Raw genomic sequence first — 16,977 nt, 5'->3', positions numbered from 1 at the left:
CACCGCAAAGCGAGGGAAAAAGGGGCAGCACGGCCCTCTTTTAGCACGCTGGGCCTCGGTTATGGCAGGCTGTTAGGTGCGATATGCCAGGCCGGGACGGGGGCGGGCGGGGCGGGGTTATTGATTCACGAGGAAGTCTTCCCAGGCCTGGGCCGTGCTGCGGTTGCAGGTCATGGGGTTGACGCCGTTCTCCGAAGAGACGAAGTCGCCGTTGTTGCCCTGGAGGGAGATGCTGCCGTCGGCGTTGGTTATCCAGTTGAACTCTTCCCAGGTGCTGTAGGTTACCCGGTTGCAGGTGATGGGATTGACACCGTTCTCCGAGGAGACGTAGTCGCCGTTGCTGCCCTGGAGGGCAACCAGGCCGTTTCCGGCGTCGACGACGGTGAAGTGCTCCCAGGCCTGGGCGGTGGTGCGGTTACAGGTCATCGCCTGCGTCCCGTTCTCGGAAGAGACGTAGTCGCCGTTGTTGCCTTTCAGGGTGATGGATTGGCCGATCGGGGCGCCGCCGCCGGAGACCGCTTTATATACGCGGACATAGTCCACCAGCATTTGGGCGGGGAGGGCGCTGTTGTCCACCGTCAGACCGGGGAAATCCCCGCCGACGGCCATGTTGAGGATGATGAAGAAGGGGTTCTGGAAGGCGCCGGTGTTATTGATGTTGTTGGTGATGTTGGCCTGGGCATACAGGGTATTGTCGACGTACCAGCTGATCCCCTGGGCGTTCCACTCGACCGCGTAGAGGTGATAGCCCGTAAAGGACGTCGTCGTGGTGCCGCCGTATTGGGTGGCGCCGTTGTCGTACCAGTGGATGGTTCCATAGATGGTGGAGGTGGTGTTGACGTGCTCCATGATGTCGGTCTCGCCGCACTGGGGCCAGCCCACCGACCCGATGTTGGTGCCGAGCATCCAGAAGGCCGGCCAGAGGCCCTGACCCGACGGCAGCTTGATGCTGGCCTCTATCCGGCCGTATTGTACGGATACCTTCCCGCTGGTATTGATCCGGGCGGAGGTGTAGGGCTGGCCGCCCACGCTTTGCTGTTGCGCGGTGATGACCAGGTTCCCGCCCGTCACCGAGATGTTGGCGGCCTGGTAGTACTCTTCTTCGTCGTTGACGCCGGGGTTGCCGGTCTCGATGTTCCAATTGGCGGTGTTGAGGCTGGACCCGTTGAATTCATCGGACCAGACCAATTGCCAGGTGGTGGCGGCGCGGGGAGTGGTGGGGCTTGTCGCGGCCGGCTTGTTCAGGTTTTTGGCGCAAGACACAGCCATTAAGGCCACCAGGGGTAGCCCATAGTAGATTTTCCTTGTCATATAGCGAACAATTTGGTTGGCCGCTAAAATTGCCCCGGTTCGTTCGTTATCCAAATAAACGGGTACGTCAAAACCTATACAAGATAAGTTTTCGGGTACGTCATCGCCCCTACAACCAGCCCAACTTATCTTGACAATCAGTCCTTTAACCCTAATAGGTTTAACCGCATACCAACTTCCCGGTATACATAAATACCGTCAACCCGGTATTGCCAGCGCCATGGACCCCATTTAATTTTGGCCATTAATCAAATACCTCTCCAACTATGAAATCAGCGATCCGGCCGTTCTGCCTGGCGATAGCCCTCTGGGGGGCTATCAGCTGCCAGAAAAGTTCTTCCTCCAAGACCAACGGCAATTCAGGCCTATCTACCCAACCTGCGGCGGCCGCTTCCTACGATCATCAAAGCGGCGGTGTCTATAAAGGCAGCCTGACGGGGTCCAGCGGCTATTTCGAAGTCAATCTCCAGGTCGCCAGGCCCTTCCTTATCTATCAATGGACCACACCCCAGGGGAATATCGACAGCCTGTTCACAACCTCGCTCAGTAATTGGACGAGCGGACAGGCCATTGTCAAGGCCGTCTTTACCGGGTCCGACGGCTCTGTCTTTTGGTTCTCGGTGAACGCCGACGGGAGCAATCCTTCCATCGACTCGGTTTATGTGCCCAGCCATCAAGGGCCGGTCTACGCCAGTATCGGAAAAGAAACCAGTGCCGGTCTTTTGACAGTATTCCAGGGAACGGGCACTGTCCCCGGGGGCGAGACCAGCAATTGCTCGAACGGGATCGTCAATCTGTGGATCAATAGTACCACGGGTGCCTGGGCCTATTTGGGCGACACCGGGGAATTCGGAAGCGGCCCGGTCACGCTCAACGGGAATACGGCACAGGTAGTCGCCACCAGCAACAGTGGAAATACGGATGAGGGCACCCTCACCCTATCCGCCGACGGCGCCACCATGTCGGGTACGGTAACCAGTAACAGTTGTACACATACCATATCCCTGACCCGCATTTTTTAGTATTTTAATCGTCGATGCACGGTTATTACAGGTTCATCGTATACCTCTGTCTGGCGTTTTGGACGCCCCCGGTCTTCTCTCAGGGAGAAGTCCCGGTCGATAGTCTGAGAGCCCGTTATGTCCGGTTGGGGATGTTCATGCAGATCACCCGCCGCGACTACCCTTCGGCCTTAGCCTATTACCAAAAAATGCTCGACCTGGACAAGGCGCATGACCGGTACCGGCAAACGATCGACGATTATAATACCATCCTTAACCTTTATTTCTATACCGGCGATTATCCCGGCGCCATGAAGGTCACGCTGGAAGGGTTGGCCCTGGTGGAGCAAAAAGCCGATTCCTTCCAGGTGGCGCGTTACTGGAATATCCTCGGATGCATTTACGAGAAAACGGGGGACACGAGCCAGTCCGCGTATTATTACAATTTGTACCTCCGTCAATCGGAAAAGGTACGGAACAGCCGCTTCATCGCGGATGCCAACGACGACATAGGCGGGCTGCAACTGGCGGGCGGACGGTTTCGGGAGGCTCTCGGTTCCTTTTCCAAAGCCCATGCGCTGTATTATCAGATTGGAGATACCGACCGGCTCGTCTATACGGCATTCAGGATAAGCCAGGCTTATACCGGCCTGGGCGACTATCCGAGGGCCCTGTCGTATGCGGAGGCCGCGCTCCCTTACGTGGAGGCAGGCCGTCCCTGCTATAACGAATACGACAAAGCCGGGTACTACATCAAAATCGGCGAAATCCATCAAGGACTTGGCGACTACGCGAAGGCAGAGGCGATGACCCGGAAAGGGCTGATCCTCTCGGAGTCGATCCAACACCGGGAAGACGTCCTGGCGGCCTGGCAGGGCCTGGCCGGTATCTTTGCGCGCGAGCGCCGGTACGACAGCGCATTTACCTATCTCGCCCGCTTTTCCGCGCTGCGGGACTCGCTCAGCAGTGAAGTCTCGCGCGGCCAAATCGCGGAGATCCACGAGCGATACGCGGTGGACAAGAAGGATAGAGAAATCGGACTGCAACGGGAACAGCTCGACCGGCAAAAGACGGAACGGAACGTCTTCCTGTTATCGAGCCTGCCGCTCGTTGCCATTATCCTCCTGCTGTACAACCGACGGCGTTTGAAACAACGTGCGGATTACGAGCGCCGGTTGAACCGTCAGCGGGGCGACCTCCTGGGTGCGGTCATCGAGGCGCAGGACGGGGAGCGAAAACGCATCGCGCAGGACATCCACGACACCCTGGGCTCCATGCTGTCGGCGGTCAAGCTCAACCTTTCCCGTCTTGAAGCAGACCCTCAATTCCTTTCCCGGGAACAGACCCTCGCCTATCAGACCGGTATCAAGCTACTCGACCAGGCCTCAACGGAGCTCCGCAACATAGCCCGTAACATCATGCCCGCGGGCCTTTCCAAAATCGGGCTGCCGGCCGCGGTAAAGGGGTTCCTGGATACCCTCGGCGCCTCTCCGGGACTGGCGATCACCTATAACGTCCACGGTTTGGACCAACGGCTGCCCGAAGCGCTCGAGATCAGCCTTTACCGTATTTTACTGGAGTTGATCAACAACGTTATCCGGCATGCGAAAGCCACCCGGCTCACCATCCAGCTCATACGGCATCCCACCTACGTCAATATCGTCGTGGAGGACAACGGCATCGGGCTCGAGCTGCCACCGGCGGGACCGCCCAGGGGGATGGGCATGAGCAATATCATATCCCGGATCAACTATCTCAAAGGGACCATCGACATAGACGCCAAACGCGGGACAGGTACGACCGTTCTGATAGACGTGCCGTGTCCCTAAAAAAATCCACATGAATACCACTCCACCCATTCGGCTCCTGGTCGCCGACGATCACAAAATCGTCCTGGATGGTCTAGTGGCCCTCCTGTCCACAGAAACCTCCTTCCATATTTCCGCAACCGCCGGTAATGGCAAAGAGGCATTGGAATGTGTCCGGACGCAAACGGTCGATATTTGCCTGCTGGATATCAACATGCCGGGCATGGACGGTATCGAGACCATGAAGGTGATCCGCGACGAGCGGCTGGCGTGCCGGGTCATCATACTAACGACGTATGGCGAAAGAGAGATCATTTCCCAGCTGCTGCAACTGGGCGTGGCGGGTTACCTGCTAAAGAACGCTACCAGGCAGGAACTGATGTACGCCATCACCCGGGTTGCCGCCGGGGGCTACTATTTCAGCGATGAAGTCCAGGCGTCGATTGCCCTGGATTATGCGAAAGCGGAGGCCACCCCGCCCGGCATTTCCCTGACGCAACGGGAGAAGGAAGTGCTGGAGCTGCTGGCACTGGAATTTACCAACGACAAAATCGCGGACACCCTGCACATCAGTTTTCGCACCGTGGAAACCCACCGGAAAAATATGATGCAGAAGACCGGTGCGAGCAACCTCGCCGGGCTGCTGCGGTATGCCTTCAGCAGCGGACTTTTGAAGTAAGACATCAGGTTATGGCCGTTCAAATCGAATAGGAGCCGTTCTTATGAATATTACTTAGTACTATGCTTAAAATAGTACTATGTTTAATTCATGAAAAACAATTTCCTTACTATCCTGGGACTGGCGGTGGTGTTTTTTGCTGCTGCAACGCCGGCTTCCGCACAGCAAACTGACAATGAGGTCGCTGCAATCATCCTGCGGGCAGACAGCCTCTTTTGGACGGGGTACAATACCTGCGATATCCCCCTCATGGAAAACTATTTCACCAGGGACATCGAATTCTACCATGACAAGGGGGGCATCACCGTCGGCGTGGATTCCCTGTTCAGAACGCTCCGGGGAGGCATGTGCCGGGACACGGCCAACTACCGGTTGCGGAGGGTCGCCGTGCCGAATACCGTTCATGTGTATACGATGCGCCGCGGCGGGCTCGTCTACGGCGCGGTCATCGAAGGGGATCATCTTTTTTATATCAAACGGGCGGGGCAATCGGAATTCCTCGACGGCGAGGCGCGGTTTACGCACCTGTGGCTGTTACAGGATGGCGCGTGGAAGATGGCGCGGGTGCTGAGCTATAATCACCATACGCCGGAATATGTAAACCAGCGGGTAGCCGTTGCTGTGCCGCCTGCTGTGTTGAAATCGCACGTGGGTCATTTTAAGGGGCCGCAAAACGACGTGACAGTCGCCGCGGCCAGCGACCACCTGGTGCTGACGATGGGCAATAAGCAATTCTCGCTGTATCCCGAAACCGCGGACCGCTATTTTATGAATGAGCGGGATCTGACGTTCACCTTTACCGAAGGCAAGCTCACGGTGCGTGAGAACGGGAATGTCGCTGAGGAATTGTCGTATATTGTACCATGAAAAAATTAACCTATTCCCTCCTAACGATTGTTCTATTGACGGCTTGTAACAGCCAGTCCGGCAACTCGGGCGCGTCCGACACGACCGCCGCGGTCAAATCCGATACGACCAGCTGGGATGTATCCCAGCATTGGAAGATCGGCGTACAGCTTTGGACCTTTATGAAGTTCGACTTCGTCACCGCCATCAACAAGGTGGACAGCGCCGGCGTCAAGTACGTGGAAGCGTTTTCGCACCAGAAACTCGGCGGCGGCATGAAGGGCGACTTCGGGCCCGACATGACCGCGGATGAAAAAGCCACCGTCAAAAAATTACTCCAGGACAAGGGCATCCAGATCGTCGCCATGGGCGTGATCGTACCCAAGGACCTCGACGAATGGAAGAAATACTTCGAATTCGGAAAGGAGTTCGGCCTGAGCTATTTTACCGCTGAGCCCATCAAGACGCAGTGGGGCGGTATCGACAGCCTGGCCGGTATCTATGGCATCAAGGTGGCGATCCACGACCATCCCCGCCCCAACGCCTACTGGAGCCCCGACTCCGTACTGGCTGCCGTGGCCGGTCACCCCAATATCGGCTCGTGCGCGGACGTGGGTCACTGGGCCCGGAACGGTCTCGACCCCGTCGACTGTCTGAAGAAGCTCGATGGACACGTTTTCGGCGTACACCTCAAGGACATCGTCGAGTTCAACAATACAAAGGCACGGGACACCGTCGTCGGCTCCGGCGTCATCAAATGGGCGCCGATCTTCCAGGAGCTGAAGCGTCAGCACTTCAGCGGCATGTTCTCGATCGAGCACGAGAGCAACTGGGACAACAGCGTACCCGACGTGATCCAAACCGTAAAGTTCTACAACGACCAGGTAGCGGCGCTCAAATGAACGTCCTCGCCATCTGCGGGAGCACGCGGGCGCAGTCCAGCAATAAGCGCTACCTGACCGCCATAGGGCGGCTGGGTCATCGATGGGCGTATACGCTCTTCGAGGACCTCGCCGCCCTTCCCGCTTTTAACCCCGATCTGGATTTGCCTGAGACGGTACGGAAATTCCTGTCGTTGCTATCGGCCGCGGACGGCGTCGTTATCTGTACGCCGGAATACGCCATGGGCGTGCCTGGCGCGCTCAAGAACGCCATCGATTGGACGGTGGCGGAGAGCGCGTTTTCGGGGAAGCCGACGGCGCTCGTAACCGCGTCGCTCGACGGACGCAAGGGACACGCGGCGTTGATGGAAACGTTAAAAGTCATCGAGGCGCGGATGACACCGGAGACGGAGCTGATTATATCGCACGCGCAAACCAGGATCGATCCCACCGGGACGATTACGGATGCGAAGACGCTGTCGCAGGTCACGGCGGTGGTCAGGGCCCTGGAGGGGCTCATGGGATGAGCGGCGCTCCCGGACGGCCGCTCAACGGCCGGGTGTTTATCACCGGGTCGGCGGACGGGCTCGGATTGGCGGCCGCGCGTATGCTCGTTGCGTTGGGCCACGAAGTCGTGGTGCATGGGCGGTCTCCTTCCCGCGCGCGCGAGGCGCTGGAGGCGGCGCGGGGAGCCGGGGGGGCGCATACAGCGGTGGGCGCGGTATACGGTGATTTGTCCTCCGTGGCGGAAGCGATCGATGTGGCGAGACAGGCAAATGAGCTGGGGCCGTTTTCAGCCGTGATCCACAACGCGGGCGTGTACCTGGTTTCCGGGCGCGGCGCCGGAGCCATCCCGATGGTGTTCGCGGTCAATACGCTGGCGCCTTATATATTGACTTGTCTGATAGACACGCCCTCGCGGCTTATATATACCTCCTCCGGTTTGCACCGGGGCGGGGATGCGTCCGTATCGGATTTGTTGTGGGAGCAGCGTCGCTGGAATGCTTCCTCGGCCTACGCCGATTCGAAACTGCACGACGTGCTCCTAGCCTATGCCGTTGCCCGGCGCTGGCCATCGATCTATTCCAACGCCGTCGACCCCGGATGGGTCGCCACCCGGATGGGCGGGCGCGGAGCGCCGGGGACACCGGAAGAGGGTAGCCGGACACAGGTTTGGCTGTCATCTTCGCCGGAGGCCCTGGTCAGCGGGCGGTATTTTTACCGTATGCACGAGGCGCAGGCCCACCCCGCCGCGCGGGATGTGGAGACGCAGGAGCGGCTACTGGCGGAGTGCGCGCGGCTCTCCGGAATAAATTTTCCCGGTTCCCGTATGTAATTTCTTCTTTCCCCGCACCTCAATTCCAAAAGGTGCATATGAAAAAGATGATTGGGGGAGTTTTACTCCTATGCATGCTCCATGCGGGAGCCCGGGCGGGACGCCATGCCGGGGTCTGGGCCGGAGCCCGGGCGGGGAACCCTACCGAGCCGCTGAGCGCCAGCGCGGTATTGCAGTCCGTGATGGTGTACCGGTCGGGGGCGGAGCTGACCCACAGCCTGAATGTCATGCTACCGGCGGGGAACGTGGAGCTGGGTGTCGACAAGGTATCGACCAATATCGACCAGAATACCGTGCAGCTTCACTTGCCGGACGCCGTCACCCTCCTGGGGTTTTCCTATGTGGACGACTACCTGTCCACGCGGCCGCGAACGGCGCGCCAGCAGCAGCTGGAAGACTCGCTGGCGCGGTTGCAGGAGGAGCAGGACAAGGTACAGCTGGCCATCGGCAACAACGAAACGTTGATGGAGGTCCTGAAAAAGAACCAGGAAATCCGCGGTACGCAGACGGGTATGAACGTGGCCGACCTGCAAAAGCTGATGGACTATTATGGAACCGAATTTTCGGACCTGAGCGCCAAGAACTATGCGCTGAAGAAGCGGTTCGACAAGCTGGCCGCCGGTATCGAACAGGTAAAGAGCCAGATCGCTTCGGAGGACAACGCACGGGTCACCGCTTCGGGCCGGCTGGTCCTTCATTTGTCGGTAAAGGCCGCGGGGACGTATGACTTCAATCTTTCTTATATCACCCGGCAGGCCGGGTGGGCGCCCACTTACGAGCTACAGGTCGGGGACGCCCGGGACTCCGCGATCCGCGTGGTTTATAAGGCAAACATCAGCCAGACGACGGGGCTCGACTGGAAACAGGTGAAGCTGTCGCTGTCGACGTCCGTGCCGGGGAGCTGGAGCGAGGCGCCGGGGATGAATCCGTGGTTTATCGGGTTGCGGCAGCCGGCGCCGGCGCTGGATGAGGTGGCGGTATCCCCGGGTCTTTCTGTCGAAGATACGTTCAAGAAGCTGCCGGGGGTGCAGGTCGATGCCAGCGGAAATGTCCTTGCCCAGGGTGAGCCGGTACGGCGCATACGGGTGAACGGAAAGGGTTTCTTTGGCGGCGAGCCCACGCGGAACCATCTCCCCGATTATGTCGTGCTCGACCAGCAGCGGCTCAACCTGGTGTACAACATCGACCTCCCGTACGACCTCCCGTCCACAGGTAAGCAACAGCTGGCTACCCTCCAGGAAATGAAGGTAAAGGCGCACTTCACCTATCTGGCGGCGCCAAAGGTATCGGACGACGTTTACCTGCTGGCCGACATACCCGATTGGGGCAGGCTCAACCTGTTGCCCGGTCAGGCCAATATCATCCTGGACGGTACCTACCAGGGGGTCACCGGGATCGACCCCGCGTCGATCGACGATACGCTCCACCTGACGATAGGGCGCGACAAGCGGATCACGCTCCAGCGCAAAAAGATCACCGACTTCAACTCGGACAAATTCCTGAACGCGAACCGTTACCAGAAGTACGTGTACGAGATCAGCGCCCGTAACAACAAGAACGAGCCCGTTCAGCTGTCGCTGCTCGACCAGTTCCCGGTGTCCACCAACAAGGACGTGGAGGTGACGCTCAACGACCCGGGGAATGCGCTCGTCGACGCGGATAGGGGTGAGCTGCGGTGGGCTTTGACGATAAAGGCGGGGGAGAGTAGCAAGGTAAGGTTTGGGTATACGGTGCGGTACCCGAAAGGGGAGAATGTGCAGTACTGAGCGTCGCGCGCCTCGTGCATCGGAGAAGTTAACCCGGGTGAACGAAAGCCTCGGGAGTTGGGGTCAGCTTTGTGGGATTAAAAAATGGCTATATGACTTCAACTTCCTGGGGCTTTCGTTCCCCTTCGTATTGGCTGGTCGTCCTCACATCGCTGGGGATTATTTTTATCGGGGCCCGTTTTATCGTGGATCCAACCGGGGGGGCCCATGGTTTTGGGATAGACCTGGCTGAAACCGCCTATGGACGCATCAAAGGCATCCGGGACATCTATACCGGGGTGGGCATACTGGTGCTGGCGGCGCTCAGGCTCCGGCGGGCGGCCGGCTGGGTGTATGCCTCGGCCATCATCATACCCCTTACCGATGGCCTCGTGGTGCTCCATGCAAATGGGTGGCACGACATCGCCCACCTTTCCATACACTGGGGTACGGCCCTGGGTATGGTTTTTATCAGCCTGGGCGTACTTTTGCCCACATGGAAGCACTCCTTCGGGCCATCAAACATTTCATCCCTCTGAGTGTTTCAGAGGAAGCGATCGTCGCTGAGCTTTTTAATTCCCGGCGGATGGCTGCCGGGGAGCACTTCCTGGAAGAAGGGAAGATTTGCCGGCACGTCGCTTTTATTTCCTCCGGGCTGGCGCGTTATTACATGAATGTAGAGGGGCAGGAAAAAACGATCGGTTTCAACCAGGAGGGCGAATTTATTTCCAATTTTCAAAGTTTCGTTCCGGCCGCGCCGTCTAATGTGTCCATCCAGGCGGTGGAGGATACAGAACTGGAGGTTATTGGCTATGACGACCTGCAAAACCTCTATACGCAGGTGAGAGGCGGTGAAAGGTTTGGGCGGTTGGCGATCGAGCAGGTCTACCTTTCCAGTATCGAGCAGCTGCGATCGTTTTACACCGATTCTCCGACGGCGCGGTATCAGCAGTTCGTGGCCGCCTATCCCGGGTTGGTGCAGCGGTTGCCACAGTATTACATAGCATCGTATGTGGGGATAAAACCGCAGTCGCTGTCGCGCATCAGGAAGCGCATCGCGCGGTAAGGCGCGGGGCGTGGGGCGCCGCGTGGGCCGTGGGCCGCCGAGTGGGCGTGGGCCGGTGGCGTAGGCTTGTGTGGGGCGCGTGATTACGGGACGACGTCGTATGTTTTTCCGGCGGTGGTGGCGAAGGTTACCGTGTGACCGTCGAAGGTCGGGCGCGCGCCCGTGACGTGGAGGGCGTGGTCGGAGGCGATGCGGCAAACCTTGCCATAGCCGGAGCGGACGCGGAGACGCGACAGGCGGCCATCGCGCCAGGACAGGTCGAGCACGAAGCCGTTGCGGGCTACGACGCCTTTGAAACGGCCGTTGCGGAAGGCGGCAGCCGATGGCAGGGCTGGTAGCAATCGGATGACCTGGCCGGGGCCCTGGCTTTGGACGAAGAACTCGGAGATCGCGTCCGGGGCGCCGAAATTCCCGTCTATCTGGAAGGGCGGGCAGGCGTCGAAAAGGTTGGGATAGGTTCCCGCGCCGTCGCCATCGGGGGCCCCGGCGGGCTCGAGCAACGCCCTTAGCATTTTGTAGGCGTGATCGCCATCGCCCAGTCGCGCCCAAAAGGCCATCTTCCAGGCCCGGCTCCAACCGGTACCCCCGTCGCCCCTGCGCTCAAGCGTCTTCCTGGCGGCATCGGCCAATTCCGGTGTAGCCCAGGGCGTGATTTCGTCGTAGGGGTGAAGTCCGTATAGAGGCGATACGTGCCGGTGCTGCGGCTCCGCCTCTTTGTAGTCCTCCAGCCATTCTTGTATGCCACCGGTGCTGGGCCGGACCTGTTCCGGCGCGAGCTGGCCCGCGATCGTACGCAGACTGTCGGCCCATTCCCTGTCTACGTGCAGGATATCCGCCGCGCCGGCGGTCCCGAGCAACAACTGCCGTCCGATCTGCATGTCGATGGTCGGTCCCATACAGGTGCTGCCTTGTTGGCCGTCCGGGAGTACATAAGCGTTCTCCGGGGAGTTGGAGGGTGCGGTCACGAGCCAGTTGTGCTTAGGCTCGCGGATAAGGATGTCGGTGAAGAAGCGGGATGCTCCTTTAAGGACCGGGTAGTTTTTCCTCAGGAAAGCCGTGTCGGGTTTATAATCATAGTGCAAAAGGATCGCTGTGGCCAGCCAGGCGCCGCAGGTCAGGGTAGAGCCCCATTCGGCGCCTTCACCGGGGGCCGTGAAGCCCCAGGGATTCGAAATAACGTGGGCGACCCAGCCTCGGGCGCGGTAATAATCCCAGGCTGTCTCACGGCCGCTGTTGGCGATTTGTTCCAGGAAACGGAACAACGGCTCGGCGCAATCGGAGAGGCCGGTGGGGTCCGCCAGCCAGTAGTTCATCTGGAGGTTGATGTTGAGGTGGTAGTCGCCGTTCCAGGGCGCTTGGTATTCCACGGCCCAAAGGCCTTGCAGGTTGGCGGGCATGCCACCGGGGCGGGAGGAGGAGATCAGCAGGTAGCGGCCGAAATTGAAGTAGAGGGTGATGAGCGCGGGGTCGTCGGCGCCGGCCTGGAGCTGCCGGAGGCGGTCGGCGGTTGGCATGACGGACTCGGGACCAGCGGCGGTGGCGCTGAGGGGCGCGGTGGCGGTCCAAGTATCGCCGAGGTGGAGGCGGCAGCGGTTGAAATAGGATTGGTAGTCGGCGACGTGGGCGCGGAGGACGGAGGGCCACGGCTGGACCTCGGTTTGGCGGAGCGCTTTGGGGAGCGGGTCGGGGCCGCGGTGGGTTACGTTGGGCCAGTTCATGTCGGTGCCGGCGGTGATGACGAGTACGCACTGGGTGGCGCCGGCGATATGGAGGGCCGTGGGGGTGTTGGCGAGGTGGCCGTTGTTTTGCGTAGCGTATAATACGGCCGCATAGCGGAGGCCGCCGGCGCCGTAGCCGCCATCGAGCGTGCCGGTCATGAGCTGGCGCGAAGGTCCGTCAAAGCGGAATGCGGCGCGCTCTTTGCGCGTCAGTCCCGCCTCGAAGTTCAGGGCGCCGGGGCGGGAGGCCGTGAGGCGCACCAGGATGGCCTGGGCGGGCGCCGAGACGATGACTTCTTCGGTATAGGTGACGCCGTTCCTCGTCCATCGGGTCCGGCTGAGGGCGCTGTCGAGGTGGAGACGGCGGTCGTACGCGGTGACGGTGCCGCTGGTATCTGCCCATTGTATCCACAGGTCACCGAGCGTTTGATACGAGCCATATTTATCGTGGGCGCCTTGTCCCCTGCCCGATCCAGCGCCGGCGCAGGTGAAGTGTGCCTGGAGGATGCGCTGGGCGGCGATGTTGTTGCCCTTGAGCAACAAGGCGCGGATGGTATCCAGGTATTGGTAGGCATCCTTCCGGTTACCGTCTTGTACGCCCCCCGACCAAAGGGATATCTCATTGAGCGCGATCCGCTCCCGGGCGGGATTGCCAAAGACCATCGCGCCCAGCCGGCCATTGCCCAGGGGGGCGGACTCGGTGAAGTGGGTGGCGGGGGTAGTGAAGCGAAGGGTGACATCGGCCTGGGCCGAGGCGTAGCGGGCGGCGCCGAGCGCCAGCAAAAGCACAGTGATCCTTTGGAGCATAAGATGCCTAAATTAATGATTTCCTTCCACCCGGGCGTCCGGGCAATTATCCAGCGCAAACGGCTGCGCAGCCGAAGAAGGCCGGATGAGGTTGTCGCGGATGACGAGCGCCGCGGTGCTGCGGGCCGAGATCACCGGGTAGGCGACGACGGAAAAGGTATTGTCCTCGATGCGGACGTTCCGGTGGACGGTGTAGCCCGGCGCGGGCTCGTGGTCCTCGGGCCGGATGGCGATCGCGCTTCGGCCGCCGTTGTAGCCGCATTCCTCGAAGCGGTTGTCGCGGATCAGGACGTCGGTCACCTCCCCGGATTCATACCAGCTGGAGGCGTCATCGGCGATGAGGATCGCTTCCATCCCCGTCCGGTAAAAGACATTGTGCTCGATCCGGACCGGGCGCCGCGTGGTGACGAGCAAGCCCCGGGTGTTGGTGCCTTCGAAGCGGCAGTCGGTTACCGTCAGGGACGGGGTCCAGGTGAGGTTTTCGAGGACGTCGCCGGGTTTAAGGAGCGTAGCGGCTGGCGCGGCGGCGGCGCGATCGAGGACGACCTCGATGTCGGTGGGCGATATTAACCGCGCGCTGCGGACGCGGGCGTAGCCGAATAGCTGCAGGGAGGTCGCGTGTACAAAGGCCACGGAGTCCCCGGGGTGATATTGCTGGAAACCGTAGGTCTGGGGATGCATGAAGCGGACGGTGAGCTTGTCGCCGTCGACCCGGGTGACGCGGAGGTGCGTGCCGTGGACGTTCACGGGGTCGTCGTGCATCCCGCGGAAACGGCAGTGGGTGATGGTTATCTGGCCTTTACAGCCGGAAAAGTGCATCGCGTCCGCAAAAGAGGCGATGACACGGCCGTCGTTGCCGGGCTCCACATATACGCTGTCGTATGTCAGGTTTTCGGAGGTTTGCGCCACGATACCCAGGCCGTGCATGTACTGCATGTGTATGCCGGTCAGCGTCACGTCGGCGGACCGGTCGATCAACGCGCCCACCTGGTCGCGGATGGGGTCCCGCACGGTGAGGACCGTGCCGGGCCGGTATTCCTGATTTTTGAAGTTGCCCCGAAACACGACGGTTTGGGGGGCGATCTGCCTGGCCGTCGCATGGATAAAGGGGTCCCAGGAGCTATAGGTGTACCTGCCGGCAGCCGGGTCAACGAGGATGGCGAAGAACTGTTTTGGCTTCCAGCCCTCCCCTATCCATTCCAGGCGGCCGCCGCCGATACGGTATTTCGAATCGGGATGGATGCGCGCCACGATCGAATCGGGGGTCACCGCCAGGAAACGCATCTCGGACATGGTCGGGCGTTCGAAGTCGACCGTGAAGTGCCGCAGGTGGACATGCGCGCACTGTTCCAGCGCCCACGGGGTCATTTTTCCATGGAAGATAAAGGTCGAGCCGTTCCCGTCGATGGTGACACGTTGTTTGTTCTCCAGCAGGATGCCGATGGTCTTTATTTTGGACGGGCACTCTTCGGCCGAAGAGGTGTTGGATATATACCAGTCCCTTTTGCTGGCGCTGTCGGGCCAGAAGTCGTAGCGGCCTTTGGGGAAAACGAGGGCGGCGCCATCGGCTAAGGCGTTTAACGCGCGGCGGACGGCGGCGGTGGCGTCCTTATGGCTGTCGGGACGGGCGCCGTACGTGGTGACGAGCACGCGTTGCGCGCGAGCGTACGATGTAATGGCCAGCAGGAGGAGCGCTAATAGGGTACGGAGCATCCTTAGTGGAGTTTAGCCAGGTATCCTTCGAGGGCGGCGTTAAAGTCGGCGGGTTTCTCTACCATGGGGAAGTGACCCACATCCTTGATGTAGGTGATCTGGTAGGGTATGTTTGCCTTGGTAAAGGCCGCGGTGTCGGTGGGACGATAGTCGCTGTTGATCAGGTATATCGGCTTGCCCCAGGATTGGAGGGCGGGGGTTTCGTCGTAGTGTTGCGACTCGAGGCTCTTGATCGCGATGGCGGAGTCGGCGTTGACCGCGTCCAGCAGGATGCGGCGTTGGATGGAGTCGGGGGTATGGTAAAAGAGGTCGCCGAGGAAAAACTGCTCGACGGCTTTTTTATAGCCTTGTTTCATGACTACGAAGGTGCGCGCGTCGTCGGCCTTGGCCTCGGGGGTTTCGGGCGGGATGCTTTTGAAATTGTCCACCCCTACGACGGCGATGACCCGGTCGCGGGCGTGGAGGGCGGCGTCGAGCACGATATCGCCGGACATGGAGTGGCCGACGAGCACGACGTGCTGGAGGTTCAGCTGGGATATGACGCTGTCGATATCCCGCGCATAGTCGTCGGTGCCCCAATCGGTACGGTTGGTTCCCGATTCGCCAAAGCCGGGCAGGTCGATCGCGACGACGCGGTAGGCCTTGTCGAAATAGGCCTCCTGGTTGGACCAGTAGCCCTTGTTGAGGTCCCAACCATGTACGAACAGGAGCGTGGTATCGCCCTTGCCGCTGTCGGTATAGGCGATGTTGACGCCCTGGTCATCCACGGATTTGTTGGAAGAGCCGCCGCAGGCGGATAGCAGGAGGAGCGCGCAAGCAAACGTGACGGTGTGACGCATATGGAAAGGTTGATGAGTTCTGGCGTTGCCGGCGAAAATTAAATAAAAACTACCTTTAAGAAAAATGAAATCATGATCGCGTTTCTCGGTATGGGTCTTTTGGGTGAAAACTTTACCCGTGCGCTCCTCAAGAAGGGCGCGTCGGTCCGCGTCTGGAACCGGACCTACTCCAAGGCTTTGGCGCTGGAAGCGGTGGGCGCCAAGGCCCTGGCAGACGTAGCCGATGCCGTTAGGGGCGCGGATACCGTGCACCTGACCCTGAAAGACGACTCCACCGTCGACGAGGTGCTGGCCGCGGCCGCGCCCGGTCTCCTGCCGGGTGCGACGATTATCGACCACACGACGACCTCCGTTCCCGGCGCCATCGAACGGACGCGCGCGTGGAAGGAACGCGGGTTCACGTATGTGCACGCGCCTGTTTTCATGGGGCCGCAAAATGCCCTGGAGAGCACCGGCGCCATGCTCGTTTCTGGCGACCAGCAGGTCATCGCCCGGGTGGAGCCCGCACTTGCCCAAATGACCGGCAAGGTGCTCAATTTCGGCCCCGAGACCGGGCGCGCGGCGGCCATGAAACTGCTGGGCAATAATTTCCTGGTGTGTTTTACCGCGGGTATAGCCGATACCCTGGGGCTCGCCAAGGCGCTGCACGTGCCCGTGAGCGACCTGTCGATGCTGTTCGACACCTGGAACCCCGCGGCCATGTTGCCCAACCGGCTGAAGCGGATGACGTCGGGCGACTATAGCCAGCCTTCCTGGATGCTTTCGATGGCTCGTAAGGATACCGGCCTATTCCTGGAAGCGGCGCGCCAGGGCGGCGTCGACCTGACGGTCATACCCGCTGTTGCTTCGCTCATGGACCGCTGGATTGCGGCGGGGCATGGGGGGGACGACTGGACGGTGATCGCCAAAGATAGCGTGTCATAGCTTGTACACCAGGACTTCGCGGTCTTCGCCGGGCGGTTGGACGCGTTCCCGGTAGGTGAAGCCCAGTGTTTCCAATAAACGGATAGAACGGTCGTTGGCTTCGGAGACGATAGCCAGGACGTCGGTGCGGCCGGTGTAAGCGAGGACGGCGGCGGCGGCTTCGCGGGCGTAGCCGTGGCCTTCGTAGGCGGGGAGCAGGGCGTAGCCGAGGTCGGGGGTGTCCAGGTAGGTGCGCGTAAAGAAACCGCAGACGCCAATGGGGGTTTTGTTTTCTCTCAGGGTAACGACATAGGCTCCGAATCC

The 16,977-nt window shown here is 60.3% G+C and carries 16 protein-coding genes; 11 read left to right on the top strand and 5 right to left on the bottom strand.

Annotation, left to right across the window (positions count from 1 at the left end; genetic code table 11):
- Positions 1-117: 117 nt before the first annotated feature.
- Positions 118-1,311 carry a family 16 glycosylhydrolase gene (locus VL547_RS16055; protein WP_325579641.1) on the bottom strand — a complete coding sequence of 398 codons (1,194 nt, stop codon included), beginning with the start codon at positions 1,309-1,311 and terminating at the stop codon, positions 118-120.
- Positions 1,312-1,577: 266 nt separating this feature from the next.
- Here VL547_RS16055 and VL547_RS16050 point away from each other — a divergent pair, with 266 nt between their 5' ends.
- From VL547_RS16050 to VL547_RS16005, 10 genes are all read left to right on the top strand, one after another.
- Positions 1,578-2,333 (top strand): hypothetical protein, encoded by a 756-nt coding sequence (locus tag VL547_RS16050; protein WP_325579639.1) that lies wholly within the window; start codon positions 1,578-1,580, stop codon positions 2,331-2,333.
- Between the two features lie 14 nt (positions 2,334-2,347).
- Entirely contained in the window at positions 2,348-4,141 is a 1,794-nt protein-coding gene (locus VL547_RS16045) for a tetratricopeptide repeat-containing sensor histidine kinase (RefSeq protein WP_325579637.1), read from the top strand.
- A gap of 10 nt (positions 4,142-4,151) precedes the next feature.
- Positions 4,152-4,799: a response regulator transcription factor gene (locus VL547_RS16040; RefSeq protein WP_325579635.1), complete on the top strand. Its 648-nt coding sequence runs from the start codon at positions 4,152-4,154 to the stop codon at positions 4,797-4,799.
- A gap of 90 nt (positions 4,800-4,889) precedes the next feature.
- A complete protein-coding gene (locus VL547_RS16035; RefSeq protein ID WP_325579633.1) occupies positions 4,890-5,666 on the top strand; it encodes a nuclear transport factor 2 family protein in 777 nt (258 codons plus the stop codon).
- Positions 5,663-6,547 carry a sugar phosphate isomerase/epimerase family protein gene (locus VL547_RS16030; protein WP_325579631.1) on the top strand — a complete coding sequence of 295 codons (885 nt, stop codon included), beginning with the start codon at positions 5,663-5,665 and terminating at the stop codon, positions 6,545-6,547. Before VL547_RS16035 ends, VL547_RS16030 begins: the two co-directional genes overlap by 4 nt.
- Positions 6,544-7,053 (top strand): NADPH-dependent FMN reductase, encoded by a 510-nt coding sequence (locus VL547_RS16025; protein ID WP_325579628.1) that lies wholly within the window; start codon positions 6,544-6,546, stop codon positions 7,051-7,053. The genes VL547_RS16030 and VL547_RS16025 overlap by 4 nt, the downstream gene beginning before the upstream one ends.
- The gene (locus VL547_RS16020; RefSeq protein WP_325579626.1) at positions 7,050-7,862 is read left to right on the top strand and encodes an SDR family NAD(P)-dependent oxidoreductase; all 813 of its coding nucleotides are present in this window, start codon (positions 7,050-7,052) and stop codon (positions 7,860-7,862) included. Before VL547_RS16025 ends, VL547_RS16020 begins: the two co-directional genes overlap by 4 nt.
- A gap of 38 nt (positions 7,863-7,900) precedes the next feature.
- Positions 7,901-9,628: a mucoidy inhibitor MuiA family protein gene (locus VL547_RS16015; RefSeq protein WP_325579624.1), complete on the top strand. Its 1,728-nt coding sequence runs from the start codon at positions 7,901-7,903 to the stop codon at positions 9,626-9,628.
- Between the two features lie 92 nt (positions 9,629-9,720).
- The gene (locus VL547_RS16010; protein ID WP_325579621.1) at positions 9,721-10,146 is read left to right on the top strand and encodes a DUF4267 domain-containing protein; all 426 of its coding nucleotides are present in this window, start codon (positions 9,721-9,723) and stop codon (positions 10,144-10,146) included.
- Entirely contained in the window at positions 10,104-10,673 is a 570-nt protein-coding gene (locus VL547_RS16005) for a Crp/Fnr family transcriptional regulator (protein ID WP_325579617.1), read from the top strand. Before VL547_RS16010 ends, VL547_RS16005 begins: the two co-directional genes overlap by 43 nt.
- 83 nt (positions 10,674-10,756) lie before the next feature.
- Here the strand turns inward: VL547_RS16005 and VL547_RS16000 are convergent, their stop codons facing one another.
- The 3 genes from VL547_RS16000 to VL547_RS15990 are packed head-to-tail and all read right to left on the bottom strand — an operon-like array spanning position 10,757 to position 15,750.
- Positions 10,757-13,198: a glycoside hydrolase family 95 protein gene (locus VL547_RS16000; protein WP_325579615.1), complete on the bottom strand. Its 2,442-nt coding sequence runs from the start codon at positions 13,196-13,198 to the stop codon at positions 10,757-10,759.
- A gap of 12 nt (positions 13,199-13,210) precedes the next feature.
- Positions 13,211-14,911 (bottom strand): alpha-1,3-galactosidase-related protein, encoded by a 1,701-nt coding sequence (locus VL547_RS15995; protein ID WP_325579613.1) that lies wholly within the window; start codon positions 14,909-14,911, stop codon positions 13,211-13,213.
- Positions 14,912-14,913: 2 nt separating this feature from the next.
- Complete coding sequence (locus tag VL547_RS15990) at positions 14,914-15,750, bottom strand: alpha/beta hydrolase (RefSeq protein ID WP_325579611.1); 837 nt, start codon at positions 15,748-15,750, stop codon at positions 14,914-14,916.
- Positions 15,751-15,822: 72 nt separating this feature from the next.
- On the opposite strand from VL547_RS15990, the gene VL547_RS15985 reads away from it, so the two are divergent.
- Positions 15,823-16,674 carry an NAD(P)-dependent oxidoreductase gene (locus VL547_RS15985; protein ID WP_325579609.1) on the top strand — a complete coding sequence of 284 codons (852 nt, stop codon included), beginning with the start codon at positions 15,823-15,825 and terminating at the stop codon, positions 16,672-16,674.
- Here VL547_RS15985 and VL547_RS15980 read toward each other — a convergent pair.
- Positions 16,669-16,977, bottom strand: a 309-nt coding sequence (locus VL547_RS15980) for a GNAT family N-acetyltransferase (RefSeq protein WP_325579607.1), incomplete at its 5' end; no start/stop codon positions are given. The two genes, VL547_RS15985 and VL547_RS15980, sit on opposite strands and share 6 nt — an antisense overlap.

Origin of the sequence: Dinghuibacter sp. (assembly GCF_035492835.1) — a bacterium.
Classification (GTDB): domain Bacteria; phylum Bacteroidota; class Bacteroidia; order Chitinophagales; family Chitinophagaceae; genus Dinghuibacter.
The sequence above is the reverse complement of the archived record's forward strand: the minus strand, read 5'-3'. Positions and strand labels throughout refer to the sequence as shown.